Source organism: Desulfosporosinus shakirovi (assembly GCF_020595055.1).
In the GTDB taxonomy this organism is placed as follows: domain Bacteria; phylum Bacillota; class Desulfitobacteriia; order Desulfitobacteriales; family Desulfitobacteriaceae; genus Desulfosporosinus; species Desulfosporosinus shakirovi.
The window spans coordinates 1-26,103 of record NZ_JAJDOO010000051.1 but is presented as its reverse complement, the minus strand read 5'-3'; the positions used below and the strand labels follow the sequence as shown (position 1 = coordinate 26,103).

Annotated in this window: 32 protein-coding genes and 1 pseudogene; 22 read left to right on the top strand and 11 right to left on the bottom strand. The window is 42.3% G+C overall.

Annotation, left to right across the window (positions count from 1 at the left end):
* Window positions 1-163 precede the first annotated feature (163 nt).
* The 4 genes from LJE72_RS24000 (at window position 164) to LJE72_RS23985 (ending at window position 2,005) form a co-directional block, all read left to right on the top strand.
* Window positions 164-781 carry a DUF2975 domain-containing protein gene (locus LJE72_RS24000; protein WP_229250509.1) on the top strand — a complete coding sequence of 206 codons (618 nt, stop codon included), beginning with the start codon at window positions 164-166 and terminating at the stop codon, window positions 779-781.
* A 15-nt stretch (window positions 782-796) separates the two neighbouring features.
* Window positions 797-1,024 (top strand): helix-turn-helix domain-containing protein, encoded by a 228-nt coding sequence (locus LJE72_RS23995; protein WP_229250507.1) that lies wholly within the window; start codon window positions 797-799, stop codon window positions 1,022-1,024.
* Window positions 1,025-1,054: 30 nt separating this feature from the next.
* Entirely contained in the window at window positions 1,055-1,609 is a 555-nt protein-coding gene (locus LJE72_RS23990; RefSeq protein ID WP_229250505.1) for a hypothetical protein, read from the top strand.
* Window positions 1,610-1,789: 180 nt separating this feature from the next.
* Complete coding sequence (locus LJE72_RS23985) at window positions 1,790-2,005, top strand: Y-family DNA polymerase (RefSeq protein WP_229250503.1); 216 nt, start codon at window positions 1,790-1,792, stop codon at window positions 2,003-2,005.
* 113 nt (window positions 2,006-2,118) lie between these two features.
* On the opposite strand, the gene LJE72_RS23980 is transcribed toward LJE72_RS23985, so the two are convergent.
* From LJE72_RS23980 to LJE72_RS23970, 3 genes are all read right to left on the bottom strand, one after another.
* Entirely contained in the window at window positions 2,119-3,225 is a 1,107-nt protein-coding gene (locus LJE72_RS23980; RefSeq protein ID WP_229250501.1) for an ABC transporter substrate-binding protein, read from the bottom strand.
* Window positions 3,226-3,321: 96 nt separating this feature from the next.
* Entirely contained in the window at window positions 3,322-4,125 is an 804-nt protein-coding gene (locus LJE72_RS23975; RefSeq protein WP_229250499.1) for an ABC transporter ATP-binding protein, read from the bottom strand.
* Window positions 4,122-5,135, bottom strand: a complete 1,014-nt coding sequence (locus LJE72_RS23970) for a FecCD family ABC transporter permease (RefSeq protein ID WP_229250498.1) — start codon at window positions 5,133-5,135, stop codon at window positions 4,122-4,124. Before LJE72_RS23970 ends, LJE72_RS23975 begins: the two co-directional genes overlap by 4 nt.
* Window positions 5,136-5,442: 307 nt before the next feature.
* Here LJE72_RS23970 and LJE72_RS23965 point away from each other — a divergent pair, with 307 nt between their 5' ends.
* The 6 genes from LJE72_RS23965 (at window position 5,443) to LJE72_RS23940 (ending at window position 10,208) form a co-directional block, all read left to right on the top strand.
* Entirely contained in the window at window positions 5,443-6,135 is a 693-nt protein-coding gene (locus LJE72_RS23965) for a GTP-binding protein (protein WP_229250496.1), read from the top strand.
* Window positions 6,132-7,163, top strand: a complete 1,032-nt coding sequence (locus tag LJE72_RS23960) for an ATP-binding cassette domain-containing protein (RefSeq protein ID WP_229250494.1) — start codon at window positions 6,132-6,134, stop codon at window positions 7,161-7,163. Before LJE72_RS23965 ends, LJE72_RS23960 begins: the two co-directional genes overlap by 4 nt.
* A gap of 151 nt (window positions 7,164-7,314) precedes the next feature.
* Window positions 7,315-8,076: a DUF364 domain-containing protein gene (locus LJE72_RS23955; protein ID WP_229250491.1), complete on the top strand. Its 762-nt coding sequence runs from the start codon at window positions 7,315-7,317 to the stop codon at window positions 8,074-8,076.
* Window positions 8,077-8,251: 175 nt separating this feature from the next.
* Complete coding sequence (locus LJE72_RS23950) at window positions 8,252-8,824, top strand: hypothetical protein (protein WP_229250489.1); 573 nt, start codon at window positions 8,252-8,254, stop codon at window positions 8,822-8,824.
* Between the two features lie 271 nt (window positions 8,825-9,095).
* Entirely contained in the window at window positions 9,096-9,332 is a 237-nt protein-coding gene (locus LJE72_RS23945; RefSeq protein ID WP_229250488.1) for a hypothetical protein, read from the top strand.
* Between the two features lie 141 nt (window positions 9,333-9,473).
* A complete protein-coding gene (locus tag LJE72_RS23940) occupies window positions 9,474-10,208 on the top strand; it encodes a type II toxin-antitoxin system prevent-host-death family antitoxin (protein WP_229250487.1) in 735 nt (244 codons plus the stop codon).
* Between the two features lie 422 nt (window positions 10,209-10,630).
* Here the strand turns inward: LJE72_RS23940 and LJE72_RS23935 are convergent, their stop codons facing one another.
* The 4 genes from LJE72_RS23935 to LJE72_RS23920 all read right to left on the bottom strand — a co-directional run bounded on the left by LJE72_RS23935 (window position 10,631) and on the right by LJE72_RS23920 (window position 14,341).
* Window positions 10,631-12,397 (bottom strand): sigma-70 family RNA polymerase sigma factor, encoded by a 1,767-nt coding sequence (locus LJE72_RS23935; RefSeq protein WP_229250486.1) that lies wholly within the window; start codon window positions 12,395-12,397, stop codon window positions 10,631-10,633.
* A 75-nt stretch (window positions 12,398-12,472) separates the two neighbouring features.
* Window positions 12,473-13,240 (bottom strand): ABC transporter permease, encoded by a 768-nt coding sequence (locus tag LJE72_RS23930; RefSeq protein ID WP_229250485.1) that lies wholly within the window; start codon window positions 13,238-13,240, stop codon window positions 12,473-12,475.
* Window positions 13,221-14,144, bottom strand: a complete 924-nt coding sequence (locus LJE72_RS23925) for an ABC transporter ATP-binding protein (protein ID WP_229250484.1) — start codon at window positions 14,142-14,144, stop codon at window positions 13,221-13,223. Before LJE72_RS23925 ends, LJE72_RS23930 begins: the two co-directional genes overlap by 20 nt.
* Window positions 14,141-14,341, bottom strand: coding sequence for a PLDc N-terminal domain-containing protein (locus LJE72_RS23920; protein WP_229250511.1), 201 nt, complete (start codon window positions 14,339-14,341; stop codon window positions 14,141-14,143). Before LJE72_RS23920 ends, LJE72_RS23925 begins: the two co-directional genes overlap by 4 nt.
* 940 nt (window positions 14,342-15,281) lie before the next feature.
* Here LJE72_RS23920 and LJE72_RS23915 point away from each other — a divergent pair.
* The 3 genes from LJE72_RS23915 to LJE72_RS23905 all read left to right on the top strand — a co-directional run bounded on the left by LJE72_RS23915 (window position 15,282) and on the right by LJE72_RS23905 (window position 17,240).
* On the top strand, window positions 15,282-15,551 hold the full coding sequence (locus LJE72_RS23915) for a hypothetical protein (RefSeq protein ID WP_229250483.1): 270 nt from the start codon (window positions 15,282-15,284) through the stop codon (window positions 15,549-15,551).
* 564 nt (window positions 15,552-16,115) lie between these two features.
* Complete coding sequence (locus LJE72_RS23910; protein WP_248286539.1) at window positions 16,116-16,379, top strand: putative quinol monooxygenase; 264 nt, start codon at window positions 16,116-16,118, stop codon at window positions 16,377-16,379.
* A 282-nt stretch (window positions 16,380-16,661) separates the two neighbouring features.
* Window positions 16,662-17,240 carry a DUF3795 domain-containing protein gene (locus LJE72_RS23905; RefSeq protein WP_229250481.1) on the top strand — a complete coding sequence of 193 codons (579 nt, stop codon included), beginning with the start codon at window positions 16,662-16,664 and terminating at the stop codon, window positions 17,238-17,240.
* Window positions 17,241-18,006: 766 nt separating this feature from the next.
* On the opposite strand, the gene LJE72_RS23900 is transcribed toward LJE72_RS23905, so the two are convergent.
* Together LJE72_RS23900 and LJE72_RS23895 are read right to left on the bottom strand one after the other, a co-directional pair.
* Window positions 18,007-18,264, bottom strand: coding sequence for a HEPN domain-containing protein (locus LJE72_RS23900; protein WP_229250480.1), 258 nt, complete (start codon window positions 18,262-18,264; stop codon window positions 18,007-18,009).
* A 136-nt stretch (window positions 18,265-18,400) separates the two neighbouring features.
* A complete protein-coding gene (locus tag LJE72_RS23895) occupies window positions 18,401-18,598 on the bottom strand; it encodes a hypothetical protein (RefSeq protein WP_229250479.1) in 198 nt (65 codons plus the stop codon).
* A gap of 248 nt (window positions 18,599-18,846) precedes the next feature.
* Here LJE72_RS23895 and LJE72_RS23890 point away from each other — a divergent pair, with 248 nt between their 5' ends.
* The gene (locus LJE72_RS23890; RefSeq protein WP_449508559.1) at window positions 18,847-19,251 is read left to right on the top strand and encodes an Rpn family recombination-promoting nuclease/putative transposase; all 405 of its coding nucleotides are present in this window, start codon (window positions 18,847-18,849) and stop codon (window positions 19,249-19,251) included.
* A gap of 448 nt (window positions 19,252-19,699) precedes the next feature.
* On the opposite strand, the gene LJE72_RS23885 is transcribed toward LJE72_RS23890, so the two are convergent.
* Entirely contained in the window at window positions 19,700-20,056 is a 357-nt protein-coding gene (locus LJE72_RS23885; protein WP_229250477.1) for a winged helix-turn-helix transcriptional regulator, read from the bottom strand.
* A 138-nt stretch (window positions 20,057-20,194) separates the two neighbouring features.
* Here LJE72_RS23885 and LJE72_RS23880 point away from each other — a divergent pair, with 138 nt between their 5' ends.
* Window positions 20,195-20,503: a pyridoxamine 5'-phosphate oxidase family protein gene (locus LJE72_RS23880; RefSeq protein ID WP_229250475.1), complete on the top strand. Its 309-nt coding sequence runs from the start codon at window positions 20,195-20,197 to the stop codon at window positions 20,501-20,503.
* Window positions 20,504-20,793: 290 nt separating this feature from the next.
* Here the strand turns inward: LJE72_RS23880 and LJE72_RS23875 are convergent, their stop codons facing one another.
* On the bottom strand, window positions 20,794-21,774 hold the full coding sequence (locus LJE72_RS23875; RefSeq protein WP_229250474.1) for an XdhC family protein: 981 nt from the start codon (window positions 21,772-21,774) through the stop codon (window positions 20,794-20,796).
* 237 nt (window positions 21,775-22,011) lie between these two features.
* Between LJE72_RS23875 and LJE72_RS23870 the strand changes: the two genes are divergently transcribed.
* The 7 genes and pseudogenes from LJE72_RS23870 to LJE72_RS23840 all read left to right on the top strand — a co-directional run bounded on the left by LJE72_RS23870 (window position 22,012) and on the right by LJE72_RS23840 (window position 25,378).
* On the top strand, window positions 22,012-22,263 hold the full coding sequence (locus tag LJE72_RS23870) for a hypothetical protein (protein ID WP_229250472.1): 252 nt from the start codon (window positions 22,012-22,014) through the stop codon (window positions 22,261-22,263).
* Between the two features lie 214 nt (window positions 22,264-22,477).
* Window positions 22,478-22,720: a hypothetical protein gene (locus tag LJE72_RS23865; RefSeq protein WP_229250470.1), complete on the top strand. Its 243-nt coding sequence runs from the start codon at window positions 22,478-22,480 to the stop codon at window positions 22,718-22,720.
* Window positions 22,721-22,836: 116 nt separating this feature from the next.
* Window positions 22,837-23,706 (top strand): DUF7713 domain-containing protein, encoded by an 870-nt coding sequence (locus LJE72_RS23860; protein WP_229250468.1) that lies wholly within the window; start codon window positions 22,837-22,839, stop codon window positions 23,704-23,706.
* 33 nt (window positions 23,707-23,739) lie between these two features.
* Window positions 23,740-24,099, top strand: a pseudogene (locus LJE72_RS23855) (DNA alkylation repair protein); the annotation flags it as partial.
* Between the two features lie 283 nt (window positions 24,100-24,382).
* Window positions 24,383-24,583: a hypothetical protein gene (locus tag LJE72_RS23850; RefSeq protein ID WP_229250466.1), complete on the top strand. Its 201-nt coding sequence runs from the start codon at window positions 24,383-24,385 to the stop codon at window positions 24,581-24,583.
* A 10-nt stretch (window positions 24,584-24,593) separates the two neighbouring features.
* Complete coding sequence (locus LJE72_RS23845) at window positions 24,594-24,794, top strand: sigma factor-like helix-turn-helix DNA-binding protein (RefSeq protein ID WP_229250464.1); 201 nt, start codon at window positions 24,594-24,596, stop codon at window positions 24,792-24,794.
* A 188-nt stretch (window positions 24,795-24,982) separates the two neighbouring features.
* Window positions 24,983-25,378 carry a PsbP-related protein gene (locus LJE72_RS23840; protein WP_229250463.1) on the top strand — a complete coding sequence of 132 codons (396 nt, stop codon included), beginning with the start codon at window positions 24,983-24,985 and terminating at the stop codon, window positions 25,376-25,378.
* Window positions 25,379-26,103 lie beyond the last annotated feature (725 nt).

Sequence of the window (26,103 nt, the reverse complement as noted above, 5' to 3'; positions counted from 1 at the left end):
GGTTACAAAAAATGCTTCTTGGTTTACAAAGTGGCCTCTCGTCTTTCAAGTAAGTTGAGAGTGTTTTTTAATTATCTGTTACAACATATAATTAACGTTTATCATTAATAAAATATTGACAAACGAATATCCCCCCATATAATGTAATTGAGGAGGGATACTATTGATTCAAAAAGATATTAGAAGAATAAAGTCAAGAGCAAATATAATTCATAAGATTGTTGGATTTATTTTCTTTCTTGGAGTAATGATTGTTTTTGCTGGAGTGGTAGCTTCAATTCTATTCTTCTTTGCTTCACCAGAAAAATTTAATGCTGTTAAAGGAAATTTGAATTGGTCTATTAATTATACACTAGATAATGGTTCAGATTTTTTTACTGTTATACCCTTTAAAATCATACAGCCTTTGAATAGCAGTATGTTTAGTGCTAAATATGCGATTATAACCTACTTGCTTTCATCTCTTTTTGGTCTATCCTTAATTTTGTACGGAATTAAACAAATAGTAAATATTCTCAAGTCTACAGCTAGAGATATTACCCCATTTATTGCGGACAATGCGAAAAGCTTAAAGAAACTTGCATATTCAATAATTATCTATTCGTTAGTATCGGATATAGTATCGAATATTTTATGCTCGGTTTTTGTAACAAAGATATTCTTTGTGGATTTATCAAATATTCACTTTATAAGAGCATTAGTTGGAGTGCTTATTTTTGTCATAGCAGAAATATTCCAATATGGGGTGTATCTTCAAAACGAATATGACACAACTCTGTAAGGATGTGTTTATAGAGTGGCCATTATAATAAGATTAGATAGAATTTTAGTCGAAAGAAAAATGAAGCTAAATGAATTAGCTGAAAAAATCGGTATTTCAAATGTAAATCTTTCAAACTTAAAAACTGGTAAAGTAAGAGCAATTCGTTTTTCGACACTTGACGCAATTTGCAAGACTCTTAACTGTCAGCCAGGTGATATATTAGAGTACGTTTATTCAAATTATAAGGATGAAGATATTTAATGCGAAATTAGTATGGTTTGGAAGGAGGGATTGGATGAGAAAAACTATTGCCTAGCCAAAATCTTTGTCCTGCTTATATTAGGGTCTTCTTTACTTTATATTTCTTTGAGTGGATTCATTCATCCTTTGAAGCTTGTAGATGTTCAAGCTGATATCGTGAAAAATGATCACGAATCTGGATATTTAGTAAATGATGGAAAGGATACAGTTTACTATATACAAACACAGATCGATTACCGTTTTAAATTCGAGAATATGCCTATGCCTATCAGATCTATTAGCCAAGCTGATAATGATCTCAAAATAAAGATTCAACCTAAAGAAGAGTTCCGAAGTCTATTTGCGGAGGACATTTTTAAGCAACCAGATGGATATGGATTTATTGGTGGTGGTAATGAGACAGAAATAACACTTACATATACAATTGGATCCATTGACCCGGAAGGACATAATGTTAATGTTCCCCCACCTTCCCCAGAAATTTTGGAAAAGATCAAGGATAGTTTATATAATGCTGAATTAGTCGTAGAGCTTAGTGATACGAATATAAAAAAATTCAATTTATTGGATTATAAAGAGAACTAGTTCTTTCTGCATTAGATCAATATGGACTAAGGGAAAGCCAAATTGTACTATGCGAGTGTTTGCAAAAAGTTCCTTGCTGTGCTTCCGGCGAAACCTTATACACTGCCAGGCTGAAATGCCCGGGCTTACTTACTTGTCGTTTCACCCAACTACTCCCTCTATATGCAGTGCAGCACTGCTATGGGCGATATTTTAAGGGAGTACTCTCCCTTTGTTGAACAGTATTCAGTGGATGAGTATTTTCTTGACTTTACGGAGAGCAAAAAGCTCTTTGGCGATCCTGTTCAGGCAGCTCACGACATCAATATCCGTGATGAACTGGGATTTATGGTTAACGTTGGTGTTTCCTCTTGCCGCCTAGGAGCTGCCAGTTTCAAGCGGCAGCTTTTCGTTTAGACAACATAGAGATGAGAACAGTTCAGGAAACCAACTGTTCTCATCTCTATGTTGAATTTTTGCCAGAGGACTACTCTGCCATTTTCTTGGTCCTTTCGAGGGGGCGGAGGTGATTAGCGCAAAATCGAATTGGCCACCAATGCCTTGTATTGAGCTTCCGTTAATTTGGAGTGATAGAATAATTCGTAATAACGGGCTGCCTCTTTATAGAGATCATATTGGGCTTTGTCAGGATATAACAACTGAGTAATCCAAATCATGCCCATATAACGATTGACTGAGGGAGGGGAGCCCATCCAGTTATAAGGGCCAAGGGGCACTTCGTAATATTTGTCATTCTGGATAGCCTTTATTCCTTGCCAGGAATTCTCTTGGGCAACAGTGCTGTAAATGCTGTCAGGGGCAAAAATAATCACATCCGGGTTCCACAAGATGATCTGTTCCAGATCCACCGGATTTCCGGTACCCTTGCTGGAGATATCTTTGACCACAGCCGCATTGTTGATGATCTGATCAAGAATCTCGGAGTGGAATGAACCTTTGGCCAGGACATTGAGTCCATTATCTCCGGAACAATAGAGCAGATTAACTTTACCGTCTTTCCCGACCTTTTTCATAATCTCATCGCTATTTTTCTTGATTTCTTCGCAGTACTGGGCGAGGACTTCAGCTTCTTTTTCCCTGCCCAGCAGCTTGCCTAGCATCCGATAGGCGTCACCCATGGTTTCTGTGGTTGCAGTGATATGAGCTGCGGGAATACCCACCTGTTTTGTCAGCCCATCCATATCTTCCGCGATGGTGGATTTGGGATCACCCACGTCAATGATAATCTGAGGATTAACCTTGATTATTTCTTCAAGATTTAGATTCGCAGTTCCGTACAGCTGCCCCAGAACGGGGAGATTGTAGTATTGGGTATCGAGATATTGCTCAGCTGCCGGGGCCCATTTCCCGGAAAGGCCCACAAACATATCCGGGGCCAGGGCAAAAAGGACGATTTGAGCCATAGAGCCGGAAGGGACAATGCGGGTAATATGCTTGGGAATTTCAACGATTCGCCCGGCTGAATCCGTAAAACTGACTGTTGTTTTGTCATCTGTACCGTTATTGGCGGGGGCGGAAGCAGGCTGGCTGGTCTCGCCGTTGAGTTTGCCGCAGGCCGTTGTCATGGTCAGGGCCAGACAAAGAACTATGAGCACGGCGATAAGTTTCTTTCTCATGGGGGAAGTCCTCCTTCATAATTTAGGTTTTATGCTAGATCTCTATGCCGCTACGCGAAGACAGTGTCTTCGGGCACCGGCATAGAGATCTATATATTAAGAGCAAAATTGCTGATAGTCATCTTCGATAATGCTCTTAGGAATGCAGACTCTGGCTTTGTCTTCGTAGAGGCTCTGCAGCTCAACTTCTATCCCGTAAAGCTGTTGAATGAGCTCAGGGGTAAGCACATCGCTGGGGGTGCCCAGAGCCAGAACTTTGCCATCCTTCATAGCCATTACTCTGTCCGAAAATAAAAAGGTCTGATCCGGATTATGGGTAGATTGGATAATGGTATACCCCTCTTTGGCCAAGGATTTGATCTGAGTGAGAACCCGGATCTGGTTGCCAAAGTCCAGATTGGCAGTAGGTTCATCCAGGATTAGGATTTTAGCTTCCTGGACCAGGGCCCGGGCCATTAAAACAAGCTGCCGTTCTCCGCCGCTGATCTGAGTGTAGCCCCGCTGTTTCAAATGAGGGATGCCCAAACGTTCTAAAGCAGACTCGGCAAGCTTACGCTGTTTGATGCCCGGGCTGGAAATAGTGGATACCTGAACGGTGGTGCCCATGAGAACCATATCGAAGACTGAATAGTTAAAGGAGGGATAGTGAGATTGGGGGATATAGGCGATGACCTGGGCCATTTCCTGAATCCTAAAATCACGAATGTCCATACCGTTCAAAAGAGCCTGCCCTTTATACTTGCTGAGCAGACCGAGGATACAGCGAAAGAGCGTGCTTTTTCCTGTACCATTCGGTCCCAGGATAGACAACAATTCCTTATCCTTGGCCACAAAGCTGATCCCATCGAGAATAAGCCGATCCCCATAGCTGAAACTCAGATTAGCTATCTCAATACTCAAAAACTTTCCCCCTTTCTGGTAATTAAGTAGATGAAAAAGGGTGCGCCGATAAAAGCGGTGAGTATCCCCAGGGGGATTTCCGTTGTAAACAGATTTCTTGAGAAATTGTCCACAAACAAGAGAAAAATTGCCCCGAGCAACATGGCGGCGGGCATAAGCTGATTGAAATTGTTCCCCACCAGCTTTCTCGCCAAATGGGGGATGATCAGACCTACCCAGCCGATCATGCCGCTTACGGATACGCTGGCTGCCGTGACAAAGGTGGCACAGATGATGACCAGCAGGCGGATTTTCCGGGCATTGACGCCCATGGTCTTGGCTTCATCGTCCCCTAAGGTAAGAACATTAAGGCGCCAGCGCAAGAGAAGCAAAGGAATAAGCCCCAGGCTCATGGGGATTATGGAGAATAAAATATCGCTGAACTTTGCTCCCGCCAGGCTTCCCATCAGCCAATAGGTGATGGCGGGAAGCTGATCCGTGGGATCAGCCACTAGTTTGATAAAAGATGTAGCTGCCGAGAAGAGGGAGCTGATCATGATTCCCGACAGAACTAAAGCCAGAATGGTTTTTCCTCGGGCACGCTGACTAATAAGAAACACTAAAGCCACTGTCAAAAGTGAGAAAAAAAAGGCGCTGAAGGTAATAAAGGTGCTGTTTCTGTAACAGAGGATCGCCAAAGCGGCTCCGAAGGCAGCTCCCTGAGAGGCTCCCAGGACATCCGGAGCCGCCATAGGGTTTTGAAAAACCCCTTGGTAAGCTGCTCCGGCAGCAGATAGGCAGCAGCCGACCAGACAGGCTAAAAGGATACGCGGCAGTCTGATATTGAGCAACACAATTTCAACCTGCTCTGGCCAAAATTTCTCGATGGGATAAAATTTGGAGAGCAAAATTCCCAGGAGTTCCTTGCCGGGGATAGGGTAGCGGCCAAACCGAATAGAGATGATGATTGAGAAAATAAGCAGAATGCCCAGACTGAAGACCACTACTTGATGCCGATTCATTTTCCTCATTTGCTTACCGCCTTCTAAAGATATTGTTATAAAAACGCACAAGACAAAAATCAACAGGCAGGTAGAGGGTTGGGGAGAAAGAGAAAGCCGGCAGGAGATGAGGAATCCTTTGATTTGTTAAAAATTATACAAGGGGAGGAACATTTTGTCAACGAACATGAGACAACATAAACGTAAATAAACAAATAAAAACTAATATAAATGGACTAGACATGGAGCTAATAAATGTATAAATTAAAGATAATGAATAAAATTGGATAACAAAAACGAACATGACTGAAAATGAAAAACAGCTAGGAGGTTGGTTATGAAGCTGATAACAGTTGCTGGTCCGCCATCTTCAGGCAAGACATCTGTCATACTTAAGTTGATCGGAGCTATGAATCGCGCCCCAGGAGGTATTGGGGTTGTGAAATTTGACTGCCTGACTTCCTTTGATAATCTTAGCTATGAAGAGGCCGGAATTCCTGTGCAAACCGGATTTTCCGGCAAAATATGCCCGGATCATTATTTTGTCAGCAATATTGAGGATGCGGTGCAATGGGGAGTTCAGTCTGGTTTTGAGCTGCTCATCACGGAGAGCGCCGGACTTTGCAACCGATGTTCCCCTTATATCAAGGGGATTCTGTCAGTCTGCGTGATTGACAATCTGTCCGGAGTCAATACCCCCCGCAAAATAGGTCCCATGCTCAAATATGCGGACATCGTGGTGGTGACCAAAGGGGATATTGTTTCTCAGGCCGAACGGGAGGTCTTTGCCTTCAATATCCGACAGGTGAATTCAGCAGGCAAGGTGGTTTTTGTCAACGGGATAACCGGGCAGGGTGCCTTTATTCTGGCTAAATATTTGCGGCAGGCCAGAGATATCCAAAGTCTCAGAGATACGAGACTGCGCTTCACTACTCCTGCCGCTGTCTGCTCTTATTGCACCGGGGAAATTAAAATAGGAGCGCCTTATCAGATGGGAATGATGAAGAAAATGGAGTTTAAGCAAGTATGACAGCACAAGATTTTATGACGATCCTGGACAGCAAATCTCTGGCAGAAGTATTGAGGGAATACCCCCTCGGCAGGGACTTCCTGGCTAATTTCCGACTGAATAATTTGGCGCAAGAGCTGACCTTCTCTCAGGCCTTGCTGGAGGTCGAAGAGGAAGCCCTCGCTGAATTCGGCTTGGACCGGATGGGGGCTTTAAAGGATTTTGCTGAGTTTCTAAAGCAGTTTACCCCCCAAGAGAATCTGCTTGCAGAGGTAAAGTCCATTACGATTATCGGTGGTTGGAACAAAGCCAAGACCCCGGAAACTATCAGCCTGACCATCTCCGCCGGGGAAATCATCAGTATTGTCGGGCCGACGGGATCAGGGAAAAGCCGTCTGCTCAATGATATTGAGTGTCTGGCCCAAGGGGATACCCTCACCGGCAGGACAATCCTGGTCAACGGGGCCGAATTGGAGGATATTCAACGCTTCGAGATGGAGGGAAAACTGGTGGCCCAGCTTTCCCAAAATATGAATTTCGTCATGGACTTGACGGTTCGTGAATTCCTGGAGATGCATGCCAAGTGCCGGCTTACTCCTAATGTTAACGAAGTGGTGGCAATCTGTTTTCAGTGCGCCAATCAGCTGGCCGGGGAAAAATTCTCGGAAAATACTTTAGTAACCCAGCTCAGCGGAGGGCAATCCCGGGCCCTGATGATTGCTGATACCGCCTTTATGAGTGACTCTCCTATTATCTTGATTGATGAAATAGAAAATGCCGGGATCAACCGGCGGAAGGCCATCGCCCTCCTGGCGAAAAGGGAAAAGATTATTTTTCTCTCCACTCATGATCCCCTTCTTGCACTCAGCGCTCATAAGCGGATTATTATTAAAAACGGGGGGATCGCCAAAGTCATCGAGATTTCTGAGGCGGAGAAGGAAAGTTTGGGGATCATTGAAAACCTGGATAATACTATGCAGAGGCTCCGCACAGCCCTTCGGTCCGGGGAAGTGATTTGTATGAGGGATTTGAGGGAGTCGAGCTCATAAGCTCGGGTCAGGCGGCTTCTCCCTTGCTTTTGAAATTCGTCCTAACCAAGGATTACTGGCAAAAGCTCGTACTAATCATGGACTATTAAATCCGGGAAGTAATTTAGAAAGTTGAATTTATTGAGCAATCTAGTGTAAAGGAGGAGTTAAGGTGTGGGAGTTATATGATGCTTTAATTGGAGGGATACCTGAAGATTATCGGGTGGATGAGCTGGTTTGCGGGTATCACTATTCCTATGTCCGCAGCGGAGAGGGTTGCGGGGTGGCTGCGGGACGGCCTTATGATCAGCGGATGCCCATGTTCAGAAAAAATCTCTTGGGCTCGCCTTTGGGTGAGGTGGCAGCCTGTGTGAAATCATGGAACCTGATGGAGGCTGCCCTGGGTGCTGCAGCCCTGAATGCCTACTATAACAATCCTCAGGTGGCCAGAGCCAATGGGGTGGAATTTTCGGCTGCCCGGCGCGTGGAAGACCGGCGCTATGATCCTTTTATCATGTCCCAGAATGCCGTCAAAGGAAAAAGGGTTGTGGTAGTGGGTCATTTTCCTTATCTGGAGAATTTGTTGGAACCGGTCTGCGACTTTTCCATTATTGAATGGGACCCCTTAGAGGGGGACTACCCTATGTCGGCCTGTGAGTATTTGCTTCCTGAAGCAGATTATGCCTACCTTACCTGCACAGCCTTGGTGGATAAAACTCTGCCCCGGCTTCTGGAACTGACCAGAAATGCTGTCCGAGTCAGCTTGGTGGGACCCGCTACCCCCTTAGCTCCGGCGCTTTTTGATTATGGGATTGATGAGCTGTCCGGATTTATCATTAAAGACAATTCCCAGGCCTGCAGGGTGGCCGCCGGAGCGGAACAGGTGAAGATTTTCGCGACAGGGCAAAAGGTGGCTTTCCAAGCAGAGAAGTGACAGGGGACGGTTCTTTGTCACCTTCGGATACGCTGGACCGTTTTGTCCAGGTAATGCTGTTATGTGTACTGAATATTGCTTGGTAATCAGATCCGAGGAATAGAATAAAGGGAAAGTATACTTACTGACGAAAGTACTAAGATGGGAATAATGTAGTAAGTAAGGGGGAGTTAAATTGGGGTTCGGCAAGATTTTTTGGGGGTTTCTGTTTTTCTTTGACTTTAGGATACAAGGGTTTGATATTCTTCCAGATATAATTGGGTATTGGTTGATTTACTCAGGACTAAAAGAACTAGTTTCGATGGGTTCGCATTTTGCTGCAGCACAGAAATATACTGTAGTGCTTGGGATCCTATCTGTTTTCGACCTATATCAAATTACAATGCCAATTCAACAATTTAGTATTGGGCCTTTAACTGGTTTAATAATATTATTGGGGATCATTGTCACCATTCTTGATTTACTTATGGTCTATAATCTTTGTCATGGTATTGCAGAAATGGCGAAGGGTAGGGGCCTTAGTGGACTTAAAACCATTGCATTAAATCGGTGGAAATATTATCTTTACTTAAGGGTCGCGACAGGAGTGGCCGTGCCACTTGCAATATTAATACCTCCATTAGTAATGATGTTGTTGATCCCGTTAATAGGTATATCAATTTTAGTATTTATTCTTATGATGGGTTTAATGATGCAGGCGGAAGAGTTACTGGGTTGGACCAATTTAAGAAGGCGAAAATTAAATTAAAGTCATGCTACTTATTCGTAGAATAACTAAAAGAGCAGAACGACTTGCAGAATAGATCTAGAATGGGTCCTATCCGACTTTAACGCGCTCTATCAGTCGAAGAGCCAATTCCACTCTGAAAGTAAAATAAGGGCAGGCACGGAGGTCAATGAATTATTCTAACGTCCCATTATCCGGTTACCCATTAGCTAATTGGAAGTTGCAATAAACTTAGGTTAAAGCATTAAAAGTAAGATAATCCAATGTGAAGTAAAAAGGGGGCGATGTTAAGTTGGAAACAATGGATGCAATTGCGAAACATATCTTACAACTAGAAAATAGTTTATTGACATCTGAAGTAAGAAAGTCACCACAAAAAATAGCCGGACTATTAGTACATAACTTTATTGAGTTTACAGGTTCAGGGAGTGAATACCATTATAAAGATGGTGATGTGTTTCAAGAGCAAAATGATAAGTCTGACCGCTTCAAGAACAGGATAAAGCAATGTATATTTCAAAATCATTGATAACAGATGAACTTAGTAAAAGAGGTTGAATTCCAAGACTATGCCTCTGTCTGGCTTGATTTTAGCTAAAATATAATTGACAAAATAGCTAAAACGCTCTAAAATGATACCTAAATCAATATTCTGGATGAAGGTGATCGTATGCGTATTAATACCACAGATATGCAAAATGCGTTTGGAAAATATCTTGCTCTCGTAGAGAAGGAAGATATTGTTATTACCAAAAACGGCAAGAGTATTGCCAAACTCATCCGCTATAACGAACCGGACTATTTTCTTGTACATGAAGAAGCAAAAAGATATCAACCGACAAAGACGGTGAGCTACGAAGAATATATGGAGCTGATTGATTCCTCTGATCAAAGGTGCGAACTGATCGACGGTGAGATTTATCTGTTGGCTTCACCTACCTTTACCCATCAGGTGGTTGTAAACGAACTATCTTGGCACTTTAATAACTATTTTAGAGGAAAACTTTGTCGGTCTTTAACTGCTCCGTTGGATATACGGCTTTTCGGTTATGCGACCAAGTTTGAAGAAGATCCGAATGTTGTCCAACCGGATGTAATCGTGATCTGTGATGAAAACAAGGTTAATGAAAAGAACAAGTATGAAGGCATACCGTCACTGGTGGTCGAGGTATTGTCTCCATCCACCAAAGGCAAGGATCTGGCTGCAAAATTAAATCTCTATATGAAAAGTGGTATTTTAGAATACTGGGTTGTAAACCCGGAAAATAAAAGTATACTTCAATACTCTTTTTCTAAAGAAAGAGATATAGACAACCTAATAAGCCTCCAGCAGGGAGATGCTATTAAATCGACTGTCTTCCCGGGTTTAGAGATACTTTTATCAGATGTTTTTTCTGAGATTTAGTTGCCGGAAAGATGGCTTAGATAAGAACTTTATATTTCGCATAAAGTCCCAAAAGCATACTTACGGTGGAGCGGATGTGAACCTGATCTAAGGGATACGCCTTAGAAGATGCCACTGCCTCTGGCAATGTTCTATTATCAGCCTTATCTGCCATGGGCCGTCTCGTTTTGAATGTGGATATAACGAAAAAGACCCCGTGAAGGAGGTCTATTAATCATTATATATTCGTTCGATTTTACCCACTAGATAATTGAAGTCTAGTTCTGAGTTATTAAGATGAAAGAGAGCATTATAGGCGGAAAAAGCATTGGGACCTGTGAATTGGCAAAGTGAATTTGTAGCGATTCAACCCAGAACTCCATTGTAAGAAACCCATCTATAGGGGGTAAACAGAGGCTGAAATAGTGTATATAACCTTCATACTATTTTGGAAGGAGAGGACTAGCTGAGGAAAGTTTAGCTATGATCGACAAGAGTTCCGTCAGATCGAAATCGCCACCTGCCGTAAAATAGCGATCTGCATAATTCCATACTAGAAACCCCTTAGCGGGTTTTAGACCCAATTCCAAGTACAAACCTTCAATTTCTGTACCCGCAAACTCAAAGCTGACTGTAGTTGGCGGTAACTGAGGCGGCAGATTAGCATGGGCAACCTTGCCCTGGGTTAAGGTCAATTTCGGCAACGGGTCCCCGGGAACAAAATATTGAGTTAACAAGACTCCTTCACCGCTCGGCATTTTAATCCACTGATATTTAGCTTGGCTTACCTCGCCTTGCTCCCAAAGATAGGGATGCTCACCCAGGCGCTCCTGAACCTCGTGAAGGGTCAATTCCTCAATGGGTTGCAGGATATCCTGAGTATTATCCTGCACTTCGATATCGGGTGGCAAAGGCAGATTAAAAAGTTCCTCGGGTAAACCTTGATTTAAACGAAGCTCCCGAACCACTTTGCGTTGCACTAATTCATGGGCGGCATTGTACAATTCCGTGACCAGCGGCATCCAAGTGTCTTTATCCATCCACAAATGGGTAATCATGTCTCCCTTACCACTTACCTGCTGGTTAAATTGAAGATGTAGCGCCGGACGCCCACTGACGTATTCAGTGCCCAGGGCACGACTATTCCGCTCAGCAGCCATTAACTTAAGAATATCTGTAATATCGAGGCCCATTTGTTGCTTAAACTCCTCACTAACCTTAATTTTCACAGCTTGTTTAGCATCTTCCATATAGCTAAGGGCTTCCACTCCTCTAACGACGACAATCATTTCACCCATTGAAGGGTGACGAGACTCCATTCGATACAAGTCTGGAGCCTGAAACCAGCTATGAGATGTCAAGGTTTGTGGAATACCTTGCTCATAGTATGTGTCGTCAACGACTTGCTCATAATCCGTGATCTTTGCCGAGACGTCTCGGATTTTCGCCATGATTTCCGCTGAAGTGAGGGTCATTTTGCCGGTCAAAGTGTGGAGCAAGGTCAGGAAATCCTTGTGCCGACGCAGTTCCTTCGCCCATTCCGGGTGTTTGGCCAAATCCAGCTCAAATCTCCCTCGTTCCGCTCCATTCATAGTTCCTTCCAAATAGCTATAAAAAAGGGTTGTTAAGTCACTCGCCATTGAATCTACCGTCGAATATTCCATTTTCTTTTTCTCCCTTCGTCCTTCCCGAAATACCTCCAAATGATGTTGAAGCCTCTCCCGCCCACGAGACAGACGAGATTTAACGGTACCGATGGGTATCTGGTTCCCTTCAGCAACTTCCTGTAAACTAACCCCCAACAAATCTACGTCGATCACAACCTGTTGTTGATCAAATGGTAATAGCCGGAGAACCCGAGCCAGCTCACAACGCATCACCACCAACTCATCCACGGCAACCCCTATTTGTTGTAGAATCCCCGGATTAAAGCCTTCTGTATCCCGTTGTTTGAGCCGGAGAATCATGTAGACTTCGTTGGTAACAATTCGCCGCCACCAAGCAGAAAATGCCTCAATCTCGACGAGAGTATGCAGGTGAGTGTGCATTTTAAGCAAAGCATTCTGTACGGCATCCCCAGCGAGGTCCGGATCACGCAACATTGCCCGCGCTTGACGCAAAGCCAGAGGATAGACCTGAGCGAGCAGGGAATCCCAGGCCACTAGGTCCCCTAATTGGGCCTTCCTGATTAGTTCATTTATTTCAATCACTCGAAACAGCTCCCTAACTGACAAATTAATCTGATCTGATTATAGACTTTTAACGTTTTTTGCTCTAATTTTAAGCTAATGGGAAGTTTTCCTCCCAGCCAGCCAAGGAATTTGCAGACCTAGGAGTACTGCCGTCCCCAGCAAGGTGGTGACAATCGGTTCCCAGCAAGGGGAAGACCTGGACCAGGGGGTTTGACTCAAGGTCCCTTGAATCAACTCTAAAAGGCCGGAGATAAAATGACCCTGCCAAATCATCGGCAACAAAAGGTTCACTAAGACAATACTAATCAAGGATAGGCCACCAGCCAAGGTCGGACTTGTGACAAGGGCACTGGCCAACAGGATCACGCTGATCAGAAACCCCTGATATAAACCATAGAGCAGGGCACCTTGGCCAAGGGCACTCCAATTTACGGGACCGATCAATTCGGCAGTGTAATAGGCTCCGATACCAAGTCCTACCAAGGAAGAGAGAGCAGCCACCCCGAAAAACACGCTAAACTTGGCCAAGACATAGTGAGGGATGTTGACAGGTTTACTCCATAGCCATTCCCCAACCAGTTTACGTTCACCGGCAATCAAGCCCATTCCTACCAAGATAAGGGCCAGGATACCGAGCTGGTTATATTGGCCAATGATATTATATACCACCTGATCCACGGTAGGGGGCGGAATATGAATCACTGTGCCTTCCGGCAAGTTGCTGGCTGAATTTAAAATTAACGGCATTAGTTTAAAGGATATCGGTTGTAAGACCCCCAGGAACAAGTAAACCGCCACCAGCGGTATCCACCGTCCCAGTCTAACCATCTCCCGGGCCTCTTTAGCGAGCCATATTGCCATCTCCAGCCCCTCCTTGACCCGTACTTGAATTTTGATGTTGATGATGTTCTTGTTCTACTTCTTCTTCCGCTTGCCTGACAACTTTATAGAAAAGTTGTTCCAAGCCCTGTTCCTGCCAGGCAACATTACTGACCGGAATCCCAATACCCTGCAGGGTGCCGCTAAATTCTGCCTGCAACCGGTTTATCAGACCACCGTCAACTTCGAAGTGCACCTGGGCCCTAACGATGCTTTCATCACGTTCCTTTAATAACTCAGGCATAGTTCCCTGGGCTTTGATTTGCCCCTTATGGATTATGACCACTCCATCACACACCTGCTCAATATCGTGGAGAATGTGGCTGGATAAGAAGATGGTCTTTTCCTGTTTTAGTTTTTTTAACAAGGAAAACATGGAATCTCGTCCCTGGGGATCAAGGGCTGACACCGGTTCATCTAATAAAAGCACCGGTGGGTCACCGATTAAAGCCGCGGCTAAACCTAAACGTTGCTGCATGCCACCCGAGTATTTACCCACCCGGCGACGAGAGAAGTCTGCCAAACCTACGGTATCCAGATACTTGCCCGCAATTTTTTTCGCCTGGCGTGCCGGCACACCCACTAATTCCGCGCTAAGCCGAAGGAACTCTTCACCACTTAACCACGGATAAAACTCCGGACGCTGTGGAAGATATCCGCAAAGTCTCTGAACCTGCTGGCGTTCGTTGAGCAGAGAATGTCCAGCAACGAATATTTCCCCTTGATCCGGCCGTAGCAATCCCACTAACATACGCAAAACCGTGGTTTTGCCTGCTCCATTTTGGCCTAAGAATCCATAGCACTTCTTACTAGGTATGTTAAAACTGACATTTCCCAAGGCCTGGAACGCCCCAAACTTCTTACTAATCCTTCTGCATTCAATCATCGGACTTCCCTTCCGAGGGTCCAGTATAAAACAGGACCCATCATACTCAATAATACGATGATCATGGCCCACATAATTTTATTTCCCCTCTGGACTTCATCACTTCGCACTAAGCTGATCAAAGAAGCCACTTGCATGATTACTTGGAAAATAAAAATGGGTATGACTAAATTCCAGGGGATGTTCGCTAATTCCATACTCAATCTCCAGATCTCCTTTCGCGCTCAATTTTCTCGTTGTCACTGTCACTGTCGCTGTCGTTGACTTAGTCTTAGTTTCAACTTTGCGTTTTATTCTTTCTTTACCCTTTCTTTCGGTATCTGTTCTCTAGATGCATGCTAACGTGAAAAAGTTCCATCCTTTGAAATTTATTTTTGATTCAATTACTGCATCATGGGCTACGGCCCTGCTCTTGCAGCTGACTCTCCAGGTTAGTTTCTTTTAACCATGGAATGCTGTCGGCATGAACGCACGTTAAAAGTGGCATTTGTCAATATATTCCTTCAGCTCTAATGCAGTATTGAATTTTAAGGAAGTAGCTAGGTATAGGGCGTGGCACCGCGGAGTCCAGATCACAACCCAAGAGTAGACTGGATAAATTCATAATTATAGCATTCTAAATATGACGAACGTTGTCATATTTAGAATGCTATAATTAATTAAAATAACTTAACACAACACAGGAAAGCATATCATCACAATGGTCTGCTTGAATAATGCCGAACATATAAATTTTCATATTTACAAACTGCGGAAAGTTTTTGTATTTCAGCTGATGTGCTGAAGATCGAACTGGAGAGAGTTTCAAAAATTTGAAGACCTACTAGAAGGCACGCAATACAGAGCGATCCATGAAATTTATGATGATAAGGTAATTGTTATTATATTATTAATTGACAAAAGAGAAGAAGTTTATTAAAAATTAAGAAGAATGAAAATATCTAAAAAATAGCGTGTGAAGGAAAAAATACTTATTAAAGCGTGATAATTTGTTGATATATGGTTGCGATACTTCAGAAGTAAGTAAAAAAACACCAGGTGTCAGTTGTCTGATATTCTTGGGCAGATGACACAATCTTAGCATTAGCAACGAGCCTTATGATATAATAAACCAAGGTTAAGGAGGGTGAATTACCAATGGACGAAAAAATAATGGAAATGTTCGCGCAGCTATTACAAGGACAAACCGAAACGAATTCAAAAATTGAAGATCTAAGCCAGAAAATAGAATCGTTAGAAGAAAATCAACTCAGATTAGAAAAGAATCAACTCAGAATGGAAAATTCACTTAATCCAAAAATTCAAGTTTTATTTGATGGATATAAACAGCATACGGACATATTAGAACGAATCGAAAAAGAAGTGACAAAGCAAGATGAAATTATAATGAGGCGTGTTATTAAATAACTGGTTCGTGAGAATCTAATTGGATGAGACACTATAAAATAAACGACAAACTAAAAGACTAATAAACACATCACGCATTATCCGAATTTATTCTTAAAGAATAGAAGAGTTATACAGGACATGCAATTGAGAATAGAACAAGCTGGTTGACATACTATGTTAATGTAGCAAAATTGCATTTAAATCGTATTTTTGCAGTTAACAAGAGTGGCCTTTCTCAGAATTTTACGGGATATGGGAGCAACGTAGTATATCTTAAGGGTCAGATATTAAAGAGATTGAGAAGTATCTAATTGATTATTTCTCCATACCTGTCATCAACGAAAAAGTCGTGAGATAAGGACATAGCTTGTTTCATATTTCAGTCGGACCACGGGTGGTTTGCGATCAGTTCCAGATAAAGCGGTAGTCGCAGAGGCTTTTTGCTCGCCTCGCATTTCGTGCGCAGGGGACTGGTACTTCCCGCAATTTGTCGGACCCATTAAGGGGTTATTAAAGATTTACCATAATAAATTCTTTAAGCGAAGGCGAATACACAGCGCTCCGAGTGGAAAAACAAAGGAGTTGTTTGGACCTGGCAAAGAGGTCGAAGTGACCCAAATTTGTACTCAATTGGCCAAGGAAGTTCTTGCTAAGGAAAAGGATTGTTTGATGTACATACCCCATGTGGTAAAGAATGACCCAACTGAAATAGTCTTTTTTGAAAAGTACAAGGACAAAGAGGCTTTCAAAGCCCATGGGAGTTCAGGATATTTTCAGGAAGCAGCCCAAAAGTTTGAAAGCCTACTAGAGGGTAAGATCCAAGTTAAATTTTTGGAAGAAGTTTAACAGGGTGCAACGAGGTATTGACGCCAACAAACAAGTAATAGGTAAGAGGAGGCCTTCGCGTGTTAATGCGAAAGCCTCATTACTTTAATCACATCGTACAATACAGGGTGGCCGGAGATTTGATCGTTTCACTGAAATAATCTCAGCAAGAATACTATACGGGTGCGCGCTCAAGCGCCAGCCCTTATGAAGTTGTAGCACCCACGCTACTGAGTCAGGCCTGGGTTAAAGCTTAAAAAGTAGGATGACGTGAAGCCCATTCTTGAAATAGAGGTGACAACAATGGCGTACAAGCAAAGGCAATATCCTTTGTTTTCAGCATGTGGATTAAATTGTGGACTGTGTCCCCGTTATCATACAGATGGAATATCTAAGTGTCCAGGATGTGCAGGGGAAGATTTTTCATTAAAACATCCTACATGTGGTGTTTTATCTTGTAGCCAACGACACGGAATTGAATATTGCTATCTGTGTGATGAATACCCCTGCAAGAAATTTGAAGGCGTTGATAATTCGGATTCCTTTATTACTCATAAAAACCAATTAGTGGATTTTGATAAGGTCAAAAACATTGGACTAGATGCTTATGAGGCTGAACTGAACAGCAAAGTCGAATTACTTAAAGGCTTGTTAAAGAATTTTGATGATGGGCGACGAAAGAGCTTTTTTTGTATCGCTGTTAATCTGTTATACCTACAAGACTTAAGAAATGTTATGGAGCAAACTAATGATGAAATAAAACCGAATGATACATTAAAAGAAAAAGCCACAACAGCAGTTCGACTCTTGCAAACTATGGCTGGGAAGCTAGATATTTCATTACAACTTCGTAAAAAGCCCAGTCATAGAAAACATATATAATATTTCATATACGCACTGAATTATTCTTATTTTGTATTTGGCTACCATAGGTAGTATGCAATGAAAGTAAGACAAATTACAAGCATTTTGTGCAGCAAAACAAGCTGGTGCGCCTTGGGGATTTCTCCCCGGCGTGTTGCGATCTTAGGTAAGAAAAACAGTATACCTAATGTGAAAACGGGGACAAGAGCCGGGTCGTACCGTAAAACAAAATAGAGATCAATTGTTTGCTTCCGGCACTGATTGCTACAGGTCAAATTCGTCGGCACCGACGAATTTGACCTGTAGCCAAGCCCTTCTCCTACCGGGGATTCAGTACTCGGCAGAACATACTAAGGGGCGGTCATTTTTTGTCGTTTCGCTTAGGTTCTAGGACCCTTCGCGAAACGACAAGTTTCGCCGAGTATGACTGTTATTGGGAACGAGAAAAGACCTCCGATTTCTCGAAGATCATATTTACATGCTATTTTGTACCTGCCTCTTCTAAAGTTTCAATATCTGCGAAGATATCTAATCTCATACTTGTATTGTCTCTTTTATACTTCTCATTAAGTTTAAATCCTTGTTTTAAGTAGAAGTCAACAACACTAGGATTGTTCCTAGTATCTGCGTCTACCGTAATAAATCGGCTTCGTCTCACTCTTCAAATTCACAAACAAAATCACTCAATCTGTAACCTTTAGACAAATCAACCAATTTAATCATGTCCTGCAAATCGTATATATTTTGCAACATTAAATTTATTTCTCTCAGGGAAGCCTTTGTTTCATTGGAGGTCGGTATAGTAAGAATTTAAATAGTCTTCGACACCTTTTATTACCATTTGGACATCTTTAAGAGTTTTTTCAGCGTCTTGTTTACTAGCGAGATAGAAATCATCATAATCACTGGCTAATCTTAGGTCCTGAGAGCTTGCGATAATCTTTCGGTATTCTTTAGGAAATATTCCGGTCTTCACAAAATTAATATTAAACACACTTATTACCCCAGAATGTTTCCGCGAATCAAGTCCTAATGTAGCCAAAGCCGCCTGAAAGAGGGAGTAGTGTAGTATGCCTTGGATAAACAATCCCGGTGATGTTCCAGCTTAAAAAGATCCTCGGCAACTGCTAACCGTTCTTTAGCGGATTGCAATCGATAAAAGGCCAAGTCTTTGGTTGCTATACGGTCCACAATGTTTCTCCTTCTTTAAGAACATTTTTAATAAAAGGAACTTGCATTGTTGGCAACTGATTAAAGTATTCACCTTCATAAATATTAAGCGAAATATTTATATCATAACCCACATCGTCAAGTAAAAGAAAATCATAAAGTTTATCTTTGTCTACTTTATCGCGATTGCGGACAAGTTCAGGCAAAGAATCCCCTCGGGCTTTAGAACCGTATAGAATCACTCCCGATTCAGAGTTGAATCTATCTGAATTATAGCATGCAATATCGCTTTGCTCAATTCTTTGCTAATCCCCCATACTCCTCATCCACTTCCTCCAAGCAGGAAGTGATATAAATCAGGAGAACACTATCGAAAGTGGTCAATATTTTCAGCGTTAACCCATGCTCTTAACTAGTCTAAAATTGTTGACCTTTTAAAGGAAATAGATGTAAGCTGTCGAAAACTATATTCCAACTTACAGAAACCTTAGAAATGAACTTCATGGAATTGCCTAAATTGGTCTCCAAGTGGCGACGAAGAGAGGTTAACCCTTGGGAGAATGGTTTGGTTCGATGGTTATTGCTTTTGGAGGGTTCGGAAAATCAGGAAATTTTAAAAACACTGGAGGAGATTGCAATGCAAGATCCCGTTTTGCATCAGGCCATAGCTGAGTGGGAAAAATCAAGTGATGGAGAAGCAGAACTCCGCTTGAGGGAAGCAATCCAGAAGGGAATAGAAGGTAGGGCAGAAGGAAAGGCAGAAGTTGCGAAGAATCTTTTGGATTGGGGAATGGACATTTCAAAGATAGCTAAGGCAACAGGCATGACGGAAGACGAAGTTAAAGTGTTAAAAGATTGAGACTACTGATCGAGGGAGGGGGAAGTGTGGGGCAATTTTTTGTCCGCAACTCGCCTTTCCGCTGGAGGCAAAGTTTATGCACCGAATGAAGATTGAGCCTTATGGATGTCAATGAATTAGGAATTGGCTGCTTTCGCCGTGACTATAATGTATAGGGATACTATGGAGATTTGAGACGAGTTTTTCTTTTTTGCACCTAAATATCCCCCTGAGTTAGAATAGTTGTCATGTACCTCCGAGAGAAGAATAGTGAGTTAACAGGACTCGGAGGAAGATAAACATGGCAAAAGAGCCTGACAGTAGTCATTCTAGGTGAAGGAGGGGATGGTAGCACGAATTTTCATTGCTGCGGGTGTTGTGCTTGACGCGGCAGCTTATCTTCATTACTTTATCTAAAAACACAATATGATTCATTAAAATATATTCGGCGTTTACAAATAGCCCTAAATCAGTTTTTCCATTCCTTACCCCATGTTGAAAGTTTTCCGAGAATAGGAATAAGACTTTCACTGTTTTCGGTCAATTCATACTCAACTCTTAAAGGCATTTCGTTGTATTGTGTGCGAAGTACGATACCGTCCGACTCGAGTTCCTTCAATGAGGAGGCGAGCATTGTGTTTGTCACACCCTTAATTTTCCTTTTTAACTCATTATAACGCGTTGGTCCGTCATTATACAGTGAACATATTATAGGAATCTTCCATTTGCCACCAATGACCTCAAGCGCAGATGAAAGCGGACATTTTTCTTGACACGGGCATTTGTTCCCGGAACAAAAAGGACTTGAATTCTCTGATGTACTCACCTTTTTCTTACCTACTTTCTATTTCAGCATTCGGTCATATATTTCTGCGTAATTTACAAGTTTTCATAACGGTATTATAATTATACCAGATAGCAATTAAAGACTCAATTGCTATACTATACTTAGGGGGAATTTATAATGGTTATCAATGAAGAAATGAAAGGCATAATCGAAAATTCTGCGTTTCTTACAATTGTTACGATGTGCCCAGATGGAATGCCGCACCCCATTATTGTTGGCAAAGGTGCAGTTGAAGGCGACAATATCATGGTTGGTGTATACGCAATGAAGGTCACGCAGGAGAACCTTAAGAAAAACGACTGTGCTATGCTGTTGGCAGCACAGAAATTTGACGGCGGTGCTAAAGGTTGCCGCTTCACTGGCAACGCAAAAGTTGCAGACGGAAAATTTGTGTTCACAGCAACAAAGGCAGAGGCACTTATATAAAACTATCGGTACACAATATATTGCCAAATAAGAGCCGCTGATTATTGAGGACACAGAAAGTCTTTATAATCAGCGGTTTCGCATTAGCCACAGATGTGTAAATATACTGCTTTAATATGGTTAAATACCAGACCGAAAAACTATTGCTTAACAGTTTTTTGCACAAAAAGGCGGCAAGACGTTAGTCTTGCCGCTGGTAAACAAACTACGATACAATTGTATTTAATTGAAGTGAAGTCTATTCTTGGACTTGGCAAAGATTCAGCCCTGATCACTCTTGTATGTAAGCCTCAGGATCGCTTCACTGAAATAATCTCAGCTAGAATACTTATCGCAATTTCGGACGGGGTTTGAGCATGAATATCTAAACCGATCGGCGCTTTTAAACGCGCAAGAGATTGAGAAGTGTACCCATTCTCTTGTAAGTAGTTTACAATGGCGCTGATCTTTTTTGTACCTCCGAGCATCCCGACATATTTTGTTCGAAAGTTGAGGATCTCCTTGAGACACTCCGCATCTGTCGGATGACTTCTGGTCGCAATGACGACATAAGTATCACTGTTAGGTTCATAATTCTTGATCCCTGGAGTAAAGTCACTACATATTACTGAATGAGCACTTGTGAAAAACTCAGGCAGTGCAAATGTCGCACGATCATCAATCACGGTTACTTGGAAATTAAGCGCTTTGGCATAAAAAGCAACTTCTTTGGCCACGTGGCCTGCCCCTAAGATTAATAACCGTTCTGTTTTTAGAAGTGGTTCCACAAACCATCGCTTCTCATCCCTGTCTCCAATTACTTTTGCTGCCTTGATGGAGAGGATGTCTTGTCGTTTTTCAGCCGAGTATAACTCTTGTTGAGGCTGCCCCAAGAGAAGATTGCCATCAGAATCCAAAATACTCCTCGAATAAGGAGGCACCAGAGAAGTTACCAGCACTGCATCGTTTACGCTCTTCTGGAGATTTTGAACGAATTGCCAGAAAGGCTTATCTTGGACTGGCTCCAGTAATACATCCATAGTGGCCCCACAAACTGAAAAGCTATCAGTCTGAGTCTCCTGATTGATGGCTTGGTGATGGAGTTCAGCGCTCACATCATGGTCGGACGTCAAGAGGTCAAGTGCTTTATTCGTGATAAGCTTTTCAGCAACTCCTCCACCAATAGTTCCTACTGTTTGGCTGGTGTCCATGACCAACATTTGGGTGCCAATTTCACGGGGCGTAGAGCCTTCAGTACGAATAATCGTAGCGAGTATCGCTTTTACTTGCATAGTTTGAGCCTTAACAATGGCCTGAATTATAGTATCCTCTATTAGAAACACCTCTAAACTATAAATTTGAATTATACCGTTTACAGAAGGTCTTCTAAGTCATGGTATATCATTTGAAGAAGCAATATGCAAACAGTCTGGCAACGGTTTTTGCGTGCAAAGCAAAAAAATCTTGAGAAGGCCTATGTACTATTATGGTAGAATATAAGGACATAAGACTTTTCGGAGGTGAACAGTGTGATCATAGGTTTTGGCTTTGGAAATCCTCTTCAGAGTATTATCATGCTGCTATTCACTTCACTCATCAGTTACGTTATTTTTCGAAGTTTACGAAATCTAGGGCGTGGGAAGCAGAATCCTTTACTTGAAAGAGAGCAACGCAAACTGGATTATTATGCTCAGAGACAACGGGCACGAGAATACGCTCGCCAGTTTGACTTGACTGATGAAGAGATTGAACGGCGCTTAGACGAAGAAGATAGGACCTAACAGATTATTCAAAACCATTGGCGAAAATGGACCTTGCGGAGTTAGAAAAGATACATTATTTGCCTGAGATTAGCTTGGATATTAGGTATTTTGGTCGCTTTTACTCTAAAACAAATTATCGCATAAAGGTAGCCGGACGAGGCGTTGATGAGGTTGAAAGAGATATTAGGATGACCTTAAAGCTTTGAGAATTGCGCGAAGGAAGGAACACTGCATGGCTAGTAATCTAAAAAAGGATGCCGAATGGGCTGAAGCAAAAAAGAAATGCAGACTGAATGACGAAACCCTGAAAATGGCTAGAGAGATGGGATTAAACCCAAGAAGTCTGATCAAAAATATCCCCAGCCCAAGCCAACAATGGAAGGCACCTGTGAGTACTTGGATTCGAGAGATGTATCAAGAACGCCTGGATAAGGCACGACGTAAAAAGGAGCGGAAAGAGATTTTAACGGAGTGATAGGGAGTAATACTGGGCCCAATGTCATTGGAAAGGCTCATCAGGGCGATGATGAAGAGTTAATTGTTTCATGGGAACGATTTAGAGGATAAAAGCGTCTGAAAGGAGACGTATTCATGAAATGTAAAAAGTGCAAATCAAGAGAATCGACTATTCATGTATCAAATGTTGGTGATTTCTGTTTGGATTGTCATAATGATTATATGGCTGAGTTACTTGGTGTCAGCAAGATGGATGACTTTCCAAAAATTATATCAGGCTATGACGCTGATGGGATTATACATCGATTTGAGATTTCGAATATGATTATGCCAGGGCTTTCCTTATGGAAAGCAGAAGAAATGGAGGGCGGTTATCAGTTCGAGATACTCGTAAAGCCTGAAGAAAATCAGGCAGTGGCTATCGAACAAATGCATCAGAAGATATTGACGGGTCTTGGATATAAAACGCTTACACATTTGTCGGATAGGTGTTTTATAGATAATGCAATTCAAATCGATAAGGAGCAGTATAGCCTTAATACCGTTGGAACATGCCGGATTCAACATGCTGAAGAAGAAAATCAAGTTTATCTGGTTATAGATGGAAAGAATATTCCTTTACATGATTTTGGACGGGCGCTCACAGCTTTTGAGGGTTTTAATATGGATTTTCAGATAAGGGATCTGTCCGAGGAAGTTCTTGGCAAAGATACGGTACTAAGAAGGTTAAGTATCAATCCAGATGTTATTATTGAGCATTTTGAAAGGTCTTTGAGTTGGTTTTTGAAGGGTGATTTTTTAAGTTACAAACATGCAAGTGCTTGTAGTGAAGCTTTGTATGAAAGGATAGATGAACTTGAGTTACTTTGCAAGTATGGTAATCAAGAAGAGGCTGCCGAAGTCGGAAAAAGAATGAAAAAGCGACTTATATCCATTGAACATGATACGGATGATTTCCCTAATTATCTTTTGACGATGATTGACCAAGTGATTGGAACTACTTAATGTCATATAGGATCTAAAGCGCAATTTTTCGGCTTATTTAAAAAGCATCTGCCCGAACTCTACGAAACAATCAAAGTCTGCCTGATATCCGGCCGGATTTATACGGTGCGCTTCGGGATCGGAATGCTGATGAGCTTCTATCTCGATGAAGCTTTTCGGTCTGAGATGTTTGAGCTTGTAGGGGGTATCCGGTCGGAGGAATACTATGTCAAGATGATGATCGCCTGGTATTTCGCAACAGCCTTGGCTAAGCAGTACAATGGGGCTGTGCCGTATATTCAGGAACAGCGTTTGGAGAAGTGGACGCACAACAAAGCTATCCAGAAAGCGGTTGAGAGCTACCGGATCGGCGACGAAGCAAAGGCGTACCTGCGGACGCTGAAAGTAAAATAGGGGCGGGCACGGAGCTCAATGAGCGGCAGCAGAGGAGACTTTAATCCGCGAACGCCAACAAGAGTATTACACCATATTAGCTGTTGCCTAATACTGTTCTAAATATTGATAAAGTCGCAATTCTAAAACTATTTTCACATGACCCAATTCTAGTCAGAGAAATTGCATCGCTCCTTATGATAAATAGAGGCATGGTTCAGCGTATCGGAATGTGACAAAGAACCGTCCCCTGACACTCCCTGATTAGCAGGGAATTCCTAATCCGAATTTGGAGGGCTTGACGATGTTTACAAGGGAAGAGGTTATCGAGGCCATGGAACAATGCCTAAATGAAAAGGAAAAAGAGATTCTATCGGCAAGGTGGGGTATTACCACTGGAATATCCATTAGATTCGAAGAAATAAATGAGGTTTATGGGATTACTATTGAACAAATGCGGGACATCGAGAGAAGGGTGTCTCTGCATATTAAAGAATATCGATAGGAGGGGTCAATTGTACACTCAGGAGCAAATTATTGAGGCTATTGAGAATTGCTTAGATGCAAAGGAGCAACAGGTTATTGTTGAAAGATTTGGATTAGAAGATGGAATTACTAGGTCTTTAAGTGAGATTGAATTAAGATTTGGATTACCACGAGAACAAGTTCGCAAGATAGAAAAGAAAGTTCTTGATTATGTTAGGTCTCATTCTTAAGATGGATACGATTTTCTAGGATAATATGCATGGCTCAAACGTCATATAACACAGAGTTTAGCGCCACTTAGCCGATATGAAAGAAGTATGGCGTGGCGCAAATTCTTAAACGTTAGACGAAATCTGGCTATTTCGGGTCAAAATAGAAACCTGTTTGAGGATGCTAGTTTATTCGAGGGAGGTATCTTGTGAAAAAGGATTTTATTGCTGTAGTTATATTAGTCGTTTTAACAACGATGGTTGGATGTGGGACGAGGGTATCGAATGATATTAAGAACACTAGTAACGTAAACCAGGAAACCAATATAGCGAGTGACAAAAATACCAAAGGTGCTGCTGTAACATATGTGAATGAGAAATATGGCTTTAGTCTCGTTTTCCCAAGTTATTGGCAGGATCAATATAACGTTGAAGATGTCCACGATATTGGTATAAGAATACATCATAAGCCAACATGGTTAAAAAATGGGGCGGGAACGCTTTTTCAAATAACGGTATTCGATAAATCCAAAGATGAATGGAACACACAGGGAAAAATAGCCATAGAAACTATAGGACTGCGGAAGATATATGAAAATGGATAATGACGTTTTGAAGATAGTGGAGACCTTTAAAAAAACAAAGTAGTAAATGAGGGATGCCAGACCTCGTCTAACTTCTAGAACAGAGGGTTTGCGTAGTAACCCGACGTCGCAAACCCTCAAGACGTTATCTGCAACTCTAGCATTGGTTTTGATTTTGAATAGTTGCCTGTGCCGGTTTGTTGAGGGTAAAGATTCTGGCATTCTTTGTTTGAACAAAGACCAGACGAGTGTGACAAACTCATGTTGACGGTTTGTCTCAAAATCGACACCAGTGTCGAATTTGGGACAAGCTTAGTTGTTGGAGACTCACCAGAAAGCCTTGCGTAACAAGGAAGGGATTTATCGATTTACCCAAAAATCACTTTTTAATGAAGACGTAGAATTTGGCTATAACCGGGACAAAGAGAAGCTCCCGTAGATCAACCTGGGCATGTATTATGGAAAAACGTCGAAACTGCCGGTGTATTACCGCACATACTATGGCAGTATCCCCGACAAGTCGCATTTGATCGCTATGATGGAAGGAAGCGAGAAGATCGGCGTTAAGAACGCGCGGTTTGTGATGGACAGAGGGTTTTTCAGCAAAGGGAACCTCATCTATCTGAACACTCATACCAGTGGATTATTGTCGGGATGCCGAACGGGCTGCTGTGTCCTGTAGAGAACTACTATAATTAGGGTTTGCTAAATTCTCATAAAAGCTAGATACCAGAAGGGTTTGAGGT

Excerpts from the sequence above, each read along its gene's own strand:
- LJE72_RS23985 (WP_229250503.1), top strand. The coding sequence starts at position 1,790 with ATGGGCGATATTTTAAGGGAGTACTCTCCCTTTGTTGAACAGTATTCA.
- LJE72_RS23980 (WP_229250501.1), bottom strand. The coding sequence starts at position 3,225 with ATGAGAAAGAAACTTATCGCCGTGCTCATAGTTCTTTGTCTGGCCCTG.
- LJE72_RS23970 (WP_229250498.1), bottom strand. The coding sequence starts at position 5,135 with ATGAGGAAAATGAATCGGCATCAAGTAGTGGTCTTCAGTCTGGGCATT.
- LJE72_RS23965 (WP_229250496.1), top strand. The coding sequence starts at position 5,443 with ATGAAGCTGATAACAGTTGCTGGTCCGCCATCTTCAGGCAAGACATCT.
- LJE72_RS23960 (WP_229250494.1), top strand. The coding sequence starts at position 6,132 with ATGACAGCACAAGATTTTATGACGATCCTGGACAGCAAATCTCTGGCA.
- LJE72_RS23940 (WP_229250487.1), top strand. The coding sequence starts at position 9,474 with ATGCGTATTAATACCACAGATATGCAAAATGCGTTTGGAAAATATCTT.
- LJE72_RS23930 (WP_229250485.1), bottom strand. The coding sequence starts at position 13,240 with ATGGCAATATGGCTCGCTAAAGAGGCCCGGGAGATGGTTAGACTGGGA.
- LJE72_RS23925 (WP_229250484.1), bottom strand. The coding sequence starts at position 14,144 with ATGATTGAATGCAGAAGGATTAGTAAGAAGTTTGGGGCGTTCCAGGCC.
- LJE72_RS23920 (WP_229250511.1), bottom strand. The coding sequence starts at position 14,341 with ATGGAATTAGCGAACATCCCCTGGAATTTAGTCATACCCATTTTTATT.
- LJE72_RS23915 (WP_229250483.1), top strand. The coding sequence starts at position 15,282 with ATGGACGAAAAAATAATGGAAATGTTCGCGCAGCTATTACAAGGACAA.
- LJE72_RS23905 (WP_229250481.1), top strand. The coding sequence starts at position 16,662 with ATGGCGTACAAGCAAAGGCAATATCCTTTGTTTTCAGCATGTGGATTA.
- LJE72_RS23880 (WP_229250475.1), top strand. The coding sequence starts at position 20,195 with ATGGTTATCAATGAAGAAATGAAAGGCATAATCGAAAATTCTGCGTTT.
- LJE72_RS23875 (WP_229250474.1), bottom strand. The coding sequence starts at position 21,774 with ATGCAAGTAAAAGCGATACTCGCTACGATTATTCGTACTGAAGGCTCT.
- LJE72_RS23865 (WP_229250470.1), top strand. The coding sequence starts at position 22,478 with ATGGCTAGTAATCTAAAAAAGGATGCCGAATGGGCTGAAGCAAAAAAG.
- LJE72_RS23860 (WP_229250468.1), top strand. The coding sequence starts at position 22,837 with ATGAAATGTAAAAAGTGCAAATCAAGAGAATCGACTATTCATGTATCA.
- LJE72_RS23850 (WP_229250466.1), top strand. The coding sequence starts at position 24,383 with ATGTTTACAAGGGAAGAGGTTATCGAGGCCATGGAACAATGCCTAAAT.